Origin of the sequence: Dyadobacter sp. NIV53, assembly GCF_019711195.1 — a bacterium.
Lineage (GTDB): Bacteria > Bacteroidota > Bacteroidia > Cytophagales > Spirosomataceae > Dyadobacter.
On sequence record NZ_CP081299.1, the window covers coordinates 6,094,010 to 6,106,059 of the forward strand.

The following is a 12,050-nucleotide window of genomic DNA, read 5'->3' on the forward strand; positions in this document are numbered from 1 at the left end:
TATTAAAAACCTAGATTAACACTGAAAATAACTGTTTTAGCTTTTGGATAACTGAGGTAATCAATACCATAAGAAGTAATCCCATTTACCGAACGGTCATTGTTTACTTCCGGATCGTACCCATTGTATTTTGTCCAAACGAACAGATTCTGGCCGGTTACTGAAATGCGTGCAGTTTGAATCCATTTTTGGATGCCTAATTTGGTCGTGTTCAGATTATAGCCAAGTACAAGGTTGTTTAATCTCAGAAAAGAGCCGTCTTTCAGGTATCTGGTTGATACAGGCGCTGAATTGTTAACAGATTCAGCCGCGTCTGCCAGTGCTTCCGGTGTTACGTTAACTCCTTTTGATAATTTAAGTTTATAGAAATTGGAGTTGGCAGTATTGTCATATACTTTATTTCCTGCAACACCATTGAAATTTGCAGTCAGGTCAAAACCTTTGAAACTAACATTACCATTGAAATTGTACATTTTGGTAGGAAGTGCAGTTCCGGCAGCAACTCTATCTTTATCAGTAATGATTCCGTCACCGTCCACATCCCTGAAGGTACTGATTCCGTCTTCATCAAATCCGGTAAATTCTTTCAGGAAAAAAGTACCAATAGGCTCATTATTGATATATCCGTTAATCGTAGCAGACGTAAGCCCTGAACCTTGTGCAGCTCCTGACGGAATTACAGAATAAGGTGAGTTTTTTACAGTGTTTTTGATAAATGTAATATTTCCGCCAATCGAATATCTAAGCCCGTTATCAAGGGATTTTCTGAAATTTAAATCAAACTCAAGCCCTTTGTTAATGATTTGCATATCGGGAACGTTAGTCCAGAATGTACCGGCTGGCTGAACCGGATCGGCTGGGATTACTTCCAGAAGGATTTTTTCGGATGTTTTTGTGAAATAATCGATCTCTCCGCTCAATGCACCTTTAAATAAAGCAAAGTCTAACCCCAGATCTGTTTGTGATGATACTTCCCACTGGATATCCGGATTGGCTAAACGGGTGTATGTCGTTCCGGCAGGGTAGGGCCCCGTTCCATTTAAGGGATAGCTTGTGGTTCCGGATACTACTGAAGTAAATCGCGCCTGGGTAATTTTAGATGGTATTTCCTGGTTACCTGTTCTTCCCCAACCTGCACGAAGTTTCAAATCCGAAAATGGGGATGATTTCATAAAGGCCTCTTCTGAAATTCTCCATCCTAATGAAAACGATGGGAACGAACCATATTTATTGTTTTCACCAAATTTTGATGAACCATCGACCCGTACTGTTGCGGTTACCAGATATTTATCTTTAAAACCATAGTTGACACGGGAAAAGAAAGATTGCAGTTCATTGATCGTCGCAAAGCCACCCGGCTGATTTAATATCAGCGTCAGATCCTGTCCTAATCCGGGATTATAAATCGGTTCGATTTCAGAGATCGGGAATTTATTGATACTGAAATTCCTGCTCTGGATAAAAATCCGCTGATACGAATGACCTGCCAATGCAGAAAAACTATGATCTTTTTTATTTAAAGTATAGGTCAGATAGTTTTCAATTAAATGATTGGAATTTTTTAAGCCATAAGTGTCCAGCCTGCCAATGGAATACGGAACTTCATTCGGAAGGCTCTGGATATCCTGAGTTGCAGTTGAATGATCAATACCGAAATTCAGTTTATACACCAGTCCTTTTCCAAGATTTACAGATGGCGAAATACTGGCCAATACTCTGTTTGTACTTAGCAGCTGTTTGTTTAAAGCCAGAGGGATCAACGGGTTGGTGCCATCCTGATACTGAAAAGGATTGCCATCGGCGTCATACGGTGCATAAGTCGGGTTTGCAGTAATTGCTCCTCCTATCATTCCTAAAACATCCGGTTTCTGGTTTTTAGTATTGGTAGCATTCAGGTTCACATCAAGCGTAACCCGGTCGTTCAGTAGTTTTTGTGAAATGTTGATACGCCCTGTGTAACGATCCTGCTGGCTGCCTTTTAATATTCCTTGTTGCCTTTGGATACCAAATGAACCATAATAAGTCATTTTATCGCTTCCTCCGCCAAGAGAAATATTGTGATTGTGCGTAGTTGCTTTTCTGGAAATTTCCTTTTGCCAGTCTGTATCGGCGCCACCATTAATTACAGTTGTTCCAAGTTTAGCAGCTTCTGAAACGAATTCAGGGCCGGATAAAACATCCAATGGCCGCGCCATAGTCGATAAACCCAGACTTCCCGAGTAGGTCACACTTGCCTGTCCTGATTTCCCTTTTTTTGTTGTGATCAGGATAACACCATTTGCACCTCTTGCCCCATAAATAGCAGTTGCAGAAGCATCTTTTAAAACATCCATAGATTCGATATCCTGCGGGTTTAAAAAGTTGAGCGGATTGGTGTCGCCGCCTGTGCTGCTATTGTCAAGTGCCATACCATCTACTACAAATAACGGTGTACTTCCGGTACGAACTCCACCCGGACCGCGAACAGTAATACTGGTTTTTCCGCCGGGTTCGCCGGTAGCTGAGGTTACATTCACACCCGAAACTTTGCCCTGCAATAATTGTTCAGGGGAATTAATAATACCGGAATTAAATTCGGCGCTTTTCAGAGATTTTACCGAGCCGGTAATGTCCTTTTTTACAGTACTTCCATAACCGACAACCACAACTTCTCCGAGATTGGAAGCTGACTCTTTCAATTTTATTACTATTGAATTTTTGTTCGATTCAGTCAGAAGAAAATCATTCACCGACTGCTTGTCAAAACCAATGTAACTGAACTGGATATTGTAGATCGTACCTGTCTGTAACCTGGTAAACGTGAATGATCCTTTTTCATCCGTTGTTGTCCCTTGTTTATTATTGCCGTTCACATCGCTGATGAGAACCGTGACGCCAGGTAATCCTTCATCACTTTCTTCGGTGGTAACCCTTCCTGTTAGGGTAGTTTCCTGAATCGTTTCCGGCTGGCTAATACCGGTATGGATTCGCGGGTATGTGGCGTTTGCGAGAGCTGCTACGCAAAGCCCGCATAAAGCAGTCAATTGCAGTATACTATTTCTCAGTAATCGCCTCTTGCTAAATAGAGTCGAAGTTTTTTTCATAGATTAGATGGATTAGATGTAAATGGTAATATATAAAACAGATATTCCGGTATCCTTCTTATAGAATACCGGCACAATTTAGTAATTGTATTAATAAAATAAATAATATAAGTTACCTAATAAATAGTGCAAACGTTTGTAATTTTTTGAAGCCTTTCGTTTATGAGCATTGCAAAGTAATTCCGTCGGTGCCAGCTGACCTATGATTCTATTTTAACTTTATATTAACAAAAAATGGCCATCCAATCAGGAAGGCCATTTTTTGTTAACGGAACTTAGCATTATAAATTTATATCAAAAAAAATTTGAAAATTATTTCTAACAATCCATTGAGGTAGTATTTCACTGTTTTTTGGATATTCTGAAATTAAATTATCAGTTACATCTATCAGGCGTATTGAATAAAATAATTTACGGTTCTGATTAAAGAATGGTATTGTATTATCATACATTTCCTTAATAATATCAGGCTTTACTTCATGCCCACCATTTAAATGTCGAATTCTTGCTCTGTCGAAGCAAAGTTCCAGATTATCAGTAAAAAATAATATCAGATGTACCTGAATGGATTTTCCAATTGATAAAATAGATTTGAGATAATCATAGTGCGACGGAAAACCTAAATTCAGTTCAAGGGCAAAATCCTCTCCTGAAAATACATGATCTTTAATTTTCTGATTCGAGCTAAAAGAGGCCAAATCATGATAATTGTTAAAACCTAGTTTTTTATATTGATAACCTGCTAAATCCTGATCAATAATTGGTATTCCTTTCGGTATCAGTTCTTTTGCATTTGTACTTTTTCCAATTCCTGGCGGTCCTGCTACCAAGTATACGTTCATCGAATTATTTGAATGCTGCCGTTTTTATATTCAGCTACAGTATGACCGTCATATCGTTTGTAGACCAATGGTTGACCGATAGAAAACAGATAATCTCTGGCATTTTCAGCACACTTTATTTCCCAGACTTTTCGCTCCTTATCTGTCATACTACGTGGATCTTTTACCATTTTGCCAACCTGGTATTTAATATCTTCGTTCATGTTAGTATATTTTTATATCAAAAATAATGAAATCGTACCTGATATCATAAATCATTAATTGCATTTATCCATAGCCTTTACACATCCTGCCGTAAAACTTCCAATGGCGGTCGGGACAAGATTCCCCGGCTGTTAATCAACCCAATGATAACGGTTAATGAAGATACAAAAAGGAAAACTACGATAACTGGTAAAATCTCCGGCTTAAATTCGGCTTCAAAGCTGAATTTGGCTAGTGACCAGCTTCCTGCAACAGCGAGCAGAATTCCCGTAAATGAAGCCAATGCACCCAGAAAGAAATATTCCAAAGCGGTAATTGTAAAGATCTGTTTTCGGCTTGCACCCAAAGTCCTTAACAAAACACTTTCCTGCAATCTCTGATATTTACTGATCAGAACGGATGAGATTAATACGATCAGTCCGGTTAGGATACTGAAACCAGCCATAAACCGAATAACAAAACCGATCTTGTTAAATATGTCATCCAGTACTTTTAATACCAGTGCCAGATCAATAATAGAAATATTGGGAAATTGCCGGACAATCGCCTGCTGAAATTCCGCAGATACTTCGGGATTGGGAACATGGGTTAATATGACATGGAATTGAGGCGCTTCTTCTAAAACACCATTCGGGAAAATAACAAGGAAATTGGTTTGTACTTCACCCCAGTTTACTTCCCGCAAACTGGCAATTACGGTGGACATCATTGTTCCCTGTACATTGAAAACCATGGTATCACCAAGCGATAGTCTGCTTCGGTCTGCAAATCCCTGTTCAACAGAAATAGGGATCAAACCATCATCGGTTTTATAAATGCCTTTCCATTTCCCTTTTGTAATCTTTTCGGATGAAGTCAATGAATCGCGGAACGTTACACGGTATTCACGACCGAATATTCTCTGCGATTGTTCAGCTGAGGTATCTTTTTGGAAATAAGCAGCGTTGTGGCCATTTACTTCTTCAAGTCTCATATTAACTACGGCGACACTTTGATTAACCGGTACATTCTGAGCCTTTGCAATGGCCAATACACCACTCTTCTGATTAGACTGAATATCAAATAAAACAATGTTCGGCTGGTTACCACTGGTAGATAAATTAACGCGTTCCAGTAAAATTGCCTGCGTAAAGAACAAGGTACAAATCAATGCCGTACCTAGTCCAATGGAAACTATTAGTATAGCTGTCTGATTATTAGGTCTGTACAAATTGGCTAGCCCTTGTCTCCATAAGTAGCTCCATGAGGTTGGGAAATATTTTCGGACAAGCCACATTAATAACAAAGCCATTGCAAACAAAACCAGAAATGCACCAAGAATACTGCCTGTAAAAACCAATGCTTCAATCCAGGTTCGCATTTGCAGGTAAGAAAAACCAAAAATGAACAGAATTATTAAAGCATACAACATCCAGGTAACAGGGTCTTTATCCAATGTTGTTTCGTCCGCAGAAACACGTAATACATTCAGCGGAGAAACCTTTCGGATTGACATCAAAGGGGGCAAAGCAAAAAGAATAGAAATTAAAACACCAATTGCCAGCCCTTGTCCGATTGCCAGCCAGGAAATATCTGTGGTTAACTCAAAAGGGAGGAAATCTTTAATGACTATGGGCAAAAATTGCTGAATGGTAGTTCCAAGTATTGCTCCCAAAACAGAACCAATTATACCAATTCCGACAATTTGTATCAAATAAATCAAAAATGCCTGAGTTGCTTTTACACCGAGACAGCGAAGAATTGCAATCGAATTCAGTTTTTCTCTGATGTATATATGAATCGCACTTGCCACACCAATACAGCCCAATAGCAAAGCCACAAATCCTACCAATGCAAGAAATCTGGTCAGGTCGCGGAATGACCTGCCGGTATCTTCTTTCTGGCTTTGTACCGTTTTATAGTCCAGATCGGCGGCTTCAAAACGTGGTTCCAGTGTTTTTACCAGCTTTTGAACGTCGGTTTTCGGCGCATATCTGATATAGTAACGGTAAGCAACGCGGCTTCCTTTTTGCATCAATCCGGTGGCATTCAGATATCGCATCGGAATATAAACCGACGGCGCGACTGTACTTGTCAGACCGGTTTGCCCCGGTGCTTTTTGTAAAATACCCGCAATAGCAAAAGTCACTTCCCCGATTTTGATGGAATCTCCCACTTTTGCCTGGTATTGCAACATCAGCGTTTGGTCTACCAATGCCTCTTTTTTGCTCCTGAAAGTTTTGCCTGCTGTTATTGGAATCGTTTCCAGATCGCCGTAGTAAGGAAAATTGCCTTCCAGTGCTTTTACCTGGGCCAGACGGTTTCCTCCATTTTTTGGAAAGAGTACCATGGATGCAAAACTTCTTTCTTCGGATCTTTCAATACCCAGGGAATCCACCAGGGTTTTTACTTTTCCATTTACCGCTTTATTGCCGGTCAGTGCAAGATCAGCACCAATTAATGTTGCAGCCTGGCTATCAATATTCTGGCGGAGATTATCTCCCAATGAATAAATTGCTACCAAAGCAGCAATACCCAATATAATTGAAGAAACGAAAAGTAATAACCTTGAACGGTTTTTCCGGCTATCGCGCCAGGCCATTTGAAAAAGCCACGGAAAATTTAAACCTTTTGTATTCATTATTGAAAATAATAACTGAGCAAAATTTTACTGAGATGGCGTATCTGAAATGATTTTTCCTCCCTTGATCCTGATAATCCTTTGGGTTTTTGCTGCAAGATCCAGATCGTGGGTTACCAGTACGAGCGTTGTACCTGCTTCTTTATTAAGGTCAAAAATTAGTTTTACCACTTTTTCGCTTGTTTCCGCATCCAGGTTTCCGGTTGGTTCATCAGCAAAGAGAATTTGAGGTTTGTTTGAAAAAGCACGCGCAAGAGAGACACGCTGCTGTTCGCCGCCGCTAAGCTGGGTAGGATAGTGGTGGCTGCGTTCTGCAAGCCCGACTTTATCCAGCAGATCCAATGCCCTTGGTTTGATGTTTTTTTCTCCTCTCAGTTCCAGCGGAACCATTACATTTTCCAATGCCGTAAGTGTGGGCATCAGTTGAAAGTTCTGAAATATAAATCCGATGTATTGGTTTCTGACGGCTGCAAGCTGATCTTCGCTCAAACCATTTAATTTGGTGCCGTGCAATTCAACAAGACCAGAGCTCGACCGGTCCAAACCCGCACATAATCCTAATAATGTTGTTTTGCCACTTCCTGATGGCCCGACTATTGATAGCGTTGAACCTGCTTTTACAGCAAAATTTATATTGTCTAAAACGGTTAAGGAGCGGTTTCCACTTTGATATATTTTACCTACCTGTTGCAGATCGAGAATGTTATCCATCAATAGTCTGAAATTTATGTTCTGTTATGCTTGCAAATTGCCTCCCGTTCGAGCAGGAACCTAAGCCTTGGCAACTGCTTTTAATTTAATTTGGTTCTTTTCAACCGGGTGTTCTATATAATTATAGTTTAAACGGCGTTTAAAAGGAAATGAATGGTTGAAGTCTTAGAAATCTCCTTTGAAATGTTACTTTTAAGATTCATCACAATCAGATTTTAACAAATTATTATACCAGGTTTCATTTTTAATCAACACATATGAATTATATACGCTCAATAGCAACATGCTTTATTCTCGCAGCACTGTTCTTTTCCTGTAATTCTGACAAAAATAAGGGCGCAGACAATACAAAAGACCCGGCACAAACTGCAACAAAAGTACCTGCTGCAAAAACCAGGACTATCGTTTTCTTTGGAAACAGCCTCACTGCCGGTTATGGCCTGGATGACCCATCTCAGGGTTTTGCCGGTTTGATACAAAAAAAGATTGACTCATTGGGAATTGCTTACAAAGTGATTAATGCCGGTGTAAGCGGTGAAACTACATCCGGTGGAAATAGCAGAATAGACTGGCTTTTAAAACAACACCTGGATGTGTTTGTACTGGAATTGGGAGGTAATGACGGGTTGCGTGGAATTCCGGTTTCAGAAACGAAGAAGAATTTGCAGGAGATTCTTGATAAAGTAAAAGCGAAATATCCTGATGCCAAACTGGTACTTGCTGGTATGCAGATACCACCCAACATGGGCAAACAATATGCAAATGATTTCAAAGCAGTTTACAAAGAGCTTGCTGATAAAAATAATATCACTCTTATTCCTTTTCTTCTGCAAGGGAGTAGGCGGGGAATCGAAACTTAACCAGGCAGACGGAATTCATCCGACAGCAGAGGGCCATAAGATTCTGGCAGAAAATGTATGGGTAATGATAAAAGATCTTTTATAAATGAGCCTTTTACCTGAAATACCGTATGCCGCATGACAGACCGGTGCATGAATTTATTATTCCAAAATGCCAGCGGCATGACCAATCTTGTAGCCATGGATTCATTCCATGGTTTAAAATAGTTTTCAAATAGTTGGTTTAATCATTTGCCAGAGTTCAAGTTTAGCTTTTAAAATTTCTTCCGGCGACACGTAATTGTCAAATGAATCTGTTTTTAAACCACCCTGGAATTTTGGGTTCATAATCCTGAGAATATAGTCCCGGTCGCTGAATGGATCCAGCCAGCGGTCGGAACCCGGTTCCTGAACAAAAATAAGATATCCCCAGTTTGATTTATTTTCGTGTACGTAAAGCCATACGGACACCTTGATACGTGTTCCATCTTTACGTGTGAATATTTTTTCGTGCGTCATTTTTCAGAATTAATCTGTATAACTTTCGTTTCCATGTAATTGTTTTCCACCTAAGCTATTCCAGACGGTGATAATTTCCAAACGGTCCTCCACTGTTTTTGGTGTAAATGAAATAATTGTTCCTCCTTCTTTAAGTGTGTTCTCATACATTTCCGCATGCTCCTTTGATATTCCCGATCCTACCAAAGCGCCGATAATCCCACCCGAAATTCCGCCTGCTCCTGCTCCGGCGACTGTAAACGCAGCCAGCATCGGGCCGCCAACGGCAATGCCGAGTGGTGGGATCAAAACGGCAGTGGCCAGCGTTGCCAGTGCCCCGATAATTGCTCCGGTAGTCCCACCAACTGCAGATCCTGCGGCCGTTTTTCCTGTATTATCCTTTTCTGAATCATCTGTATCACTGGTTATATGGACCTGGTGCATACTGTCTGATAGTAACACATTTATTTCGTCCGGCAGATAATTGCGTTTTAACAATTCATTATAAGCTTTTTCTGCATCCGACGGATTGGCAAAGGCTGCGTTAACATGCGTTGGATATTCGTAATCAGTTAAATTTTCCATAAGAAGAGTGACTTTATTTTTTTGTAAGAATCGGATACCATTTACACAAAAAGCTCCGGATTCATTTTATAGAAACCGGAGCCACATATATAATTTATTTTCCCCTAAACTACTCTGTCTCCTCTGATAACCCGCAGGATGATAGCTATAACCGCGATTACCAAAAGAATGTGAATAATGTTGCCCATTCCAAAACTTGCAAAACCAAAATAGCCGATAAGCCATAAAATCACAAGAATTACAGCAATTGTATAAAGAAGATTTCCCATTGTAATGATAATTGGTTAGATGTAAAGATGCTTTCTACCATTCAATTTAAATGCCAGGACAGTTTTTAGTATGAAGTTAACAGTTAAAAGTTTAAAGTAAACAGAGCTTAATTGTTGGTTATCAGTAATTTGAATACAATAATAAGCCCTAAACCACACTTAACTTAACATTTGGTGTAAATGTCAATAATTCCCGGTTTCTACAATAAATGATGTTAAAGGATTTTTTAGAGCAGGAAGTTGTAGAAAAATTCTCACAAAGTGTCTGATAATTACGAAATGTGAGATAATATTTTAATTGAGGCGCTTTTTTATAGTTTGTCTGCCCAATCTTCGGATTAACGGGGTTAATTTGTGCACTGATTTAATTGAAAAACAGAATGAAAATACTTCAATGCACCATTCCGGGGAAGTTTGAATATAAAAATGCGGATTATCCCCAATTACTGGAAGGTACAGCGATCATACGGATACGGAGAATAGGTATATGCGGAACGGATCTGCATGCATTTCAGGGATCGCAGCCGTTCTTTGATTATCCGCGGATTCTGGGCCATGAGCTTGCCGGTGACGTTGTAGAATACAATGGTGACGGAGATTTCAAACCCGGCGATATAGTAACCATTATTCCTTATTTCAATTGTGGTAAATGTATTGCATGCAGAAGCGGAAAGACCAATTGCTGTGCAAAACTGAAAGTTTCAGGCGTACATATCGACGGTGGCATGACGGAGTATTTGCGTGTGCCGGCTTACTCTTTGGTTCATAATGGCGGACTAAGTTATGATGAACTTGCATTGGTCGAACCACTTTCCATAGGTGCACACGGGGTAAGAAGGACGCAGGTCAAAGCAGGGGAGTTTATATTAGTTGTTGGTGCCGGTCCAATTGGTTTGGGTTGTATGGAATTTGCCCGGATTCAGGGAGGAAAAGTCATTGCTTTGGATGTAAATGAGCAAAGGCTGGATTTCTGTCAAAAGAGTTTAGGAGTTGATTATATTATAAACGCCCGTTCGAATGATGTTTTTGAACAATTGGAAAAAATTACCAACGGTGATATGCCGACTGTTATTATGGACGCCACCGGTAATCTGACGGCCATTAACAACGCCTTTCGCTTTCTCGCACACGGTGGTCGTTATATTTTGGTTGGTTTGCAAAAAGGAGATATTTCGTTCAGTCATCCGGAATTTCATAAAAGAGAAGCCACACTCATGAGCAGTAGGAATGCTACCCGTGCAGATTTTGAGTATGTAATGGATTGTATGCGAAAAGGTTTGATCAAACCTGAAACCTATATAACGCACCGGACTCATTTTGATCGGATAAAATCACAATTTGAATCCTGGCTTGATCCCGCCAACGGTACCATTAAAGCAATCGTGGAGGTTGATTAGGCTTCAATAATTATTTACTTTTTATTCCTTTTACAGTTTTACAAAATGAAAAAAGCGATTTTTCCTTGCCTTTTATTCCTGATAATATTTTCTTACTCTTTACATGCCGCAATTGTTGATACAGTTGATACTTACAGCCCGGCAATGAAAATGAAGCTCAAAGCAGTTGTGATCCGGCCGGATCATTATGTGTCGTTAAAAGAAATGCCGGTTGTTTATTTATTGCACGGATACAGTGACAGTTACAATGGATGGATTAAAAAAGCCGGCGGTTTTGAAAAAGCGGCGGATCTGTATAACATGATTATCGTTTGTCCGGATGGGGGATATGGCAGCTGGTACTGGGATAGTCCGGTGGACGAAAAATTTAGGTACGAAACTTATATTTCAAAAGAACTGGTAACCTGGGTTGATAGTAAATACAAAACGATTAAAGACCGCAAAGGCCGTGCTATTACAGGATTAAGCATGGGCGGACATGGCGCATTGTATCTGGCTTTGAAACATCAGGATATTTTTGGTGCTGCCGGAAGTATGAGCGGAGGCGTTGATATTCGTCCGTTTCCCAACAACTGGGATATGGCAAAACGACTGGGTACTTACGCCGAACAGCCGGAAAGATGGGAGAAAAATACGGTTGCCAATATGCTTTACCTGCTTACTCCAAATAAATTAGCACTTGTAATTGACTGCGGATCAGAGGATTTCTTTTTTAAAGTGAATGAAAATTTACATGAACAATTGTTATTCCGGAATATCCCGCATGATTATATTACCAGGCCTGGCGGACACAATTGGCCTTACTGGACCAATGCAATCAAATATCAGTTGCTGTTTATGAATGATTTTTTCAGCAGTGCGGAATAGGAGTTATGAATCGATCAGGTGCGTCACACAGTAAATCAGTGGCACGGCTGATTCTAATAGTTTTTTACGAAGCCTGATGGCTCAGCCATGCCACCGGCAACAACGCATCAAAAAGACAATTGATTTAAGTTAAAT

General features: G+C 40.0%; 11 protein-coding genes and 1 pseudogene. 3 read left to right on the top strand and 9 right to left on the bottom strand.

Features of this window, described 5'->3' with window-relative positions:
• Positions 1-2: 2 nt before the first annotated feature.
• From KZC02_RS25075 to KZC02_RS25095, 5 genes are all read right to left on the bottom strand, one after another.
• Complete coding sequence (locus KZC02_RS25075; protein WP_221391175.1) at positions 3-3,083, bottom strand: SusC/RagA family TonB-linked outer membrane protein; 3,081 nt, start codon at positions 3,081-3,083, stop codon at positions 3-5.
• A 281-nt stretch (positions 3,084-3,364) separates the two neighbouring features.
• Entirely contained in the window at positions 3,365-3,925 is a 561-nt protein-coding gene (locus KZC02_RS25080) for a hypothetical protein (RefSeq protein ID WP_221391176.1), read from the bottom strand.
• On the bottom strand, positions 3,922-4,128 hold the full coding sequence (locus KZC02_RS25085) for a hypothetical protein (RefSeq protein WP_221391177.1): 207 nt from the start codon (positions 4,126-4,128) through the stop codon (positions 3,922-3,924). Before KZC02_RS25085 ends, KZC02_RS25080 begins: the two co-directional genes overlap by 4 nt.
• A gap of 77 nt (positions 4,129-4,205) precedes the next feature.
• Complete coding sequence (locus KZC02_RS25090) at positions 4,206-6,749, bottom strand: ABC transporter permease (RefSeq protein ID WP_221391178.1); 2,544 nt, start codon at positions 6,747-6,749, stop codon at positions 4,206-4,208.
• A 27-nt stretch (positions 6,750-6,776) separates the two neighbouring features.
• Entirely contained in the window at positions 6,777-7,460 is a 684-nt protein-coding gene (locus KZC02_RS25095) for an ABC transporter ATP-binding protein (protein ID WP_221391179.1), read from the bottom strand.
• A 257-nt stretch (positions 7,461-7,717) separates the two neighbouring features.
• Between KZC02_RS25095 and KZC02_RS25100 the strand changes: the two are divergent.
• A pseudogene (locus KZC02_RS25100) lies at positions 7,718-8,405 on the top strand (arylesterase).
• Here KZC02_RS25100 and KZC02_RS25105 read toward each other — a convergent pair.
• From KZC02_RS25105 to KZC02_RS25120, 4 genes are all read right to left on the bottom strand, one after another.
• Positions 8,317-8,502: a hypothetical protein gene (locus tag KZC02_RS25105; protein ID WP_221395255.1), complete on the bottom strand. Its 186-nt coding sequence runs from the start codon at positions 8,500-8,502 to the stop codon at positions 8,317-8,319. The pseudogene KZC02_RS25100 and the gene KZC02_RS25105 overlap by 89 nt on opposite strands.
• Positions 8,503-8,530: 28 nt before the next feature.
• Entirely contained in the window at positions 8,531-8,818 is a 288-nt protein-coding gene (locus KZC02_RS25110) for a hypothetical protein (RefSeq protein WP_221391180.1), read from the bottom strand.
• A gap of 9 nt (positions 8,819-8,827) precedes the next feature.
• Positions 8,828-9,382 (bottom strand): hypothetical protein, encoded by a 555-nt coding sequence (locus tag KZC02_RS25115; protein ID WP_221391181.1) that lies wholly within the window; start codon positions 9,380-9,382, stop codon positions 8,828-8,830.
• 104 nt (positions 9,383-9,486) lie between these two features.
• The gene (locus KZC02_RS25120) at positions 9,487-9,651 is read right to left on the bottom strand and encodes a lmo0937 family membrane protein (RefSeq protein ID WP_221391182.1); all 165 of its coding nucleotides are present in this window, start codon (positions 9,649-9,651) and stop codon (positions 9,487-9,489) included.
• Positions 9,652-10,031: 380 nt separating this feature from the next.
• On the opposite strand from KZC02_RS25120, the gene KZC02_RS25125 reads away from it, so the two are divergent.
• Both KZC02_RS25125 and KZC02_RS25130 read left to right on the top strand, forming a co-directional pair.
• Complete coding sequence (locus KZC02_RS25125) at positions 10,032-11,048, top strand: zinc-binding alcohol dehydrogenase family protein (protein WP_221391183.1); 1,017 nt, start codon at positions 10,032-10,034, stop codon at positions 11,046-11,048.
• A gap of 45 nt (positions 11,049-11,093) precedes the next feature.
• Positions 11,094-11,915, top strand: coding sequence for an alpha/beta hydrolase family protein (locus tag KZC02_RS25130; protein ID WP_221391184.1), 822 nt, complete (start codon positions 11,094-11,096; stop codon positions 11,913-11,915).
• Positions 11,916-12,050: the final 135 nt, after the last annotated feature.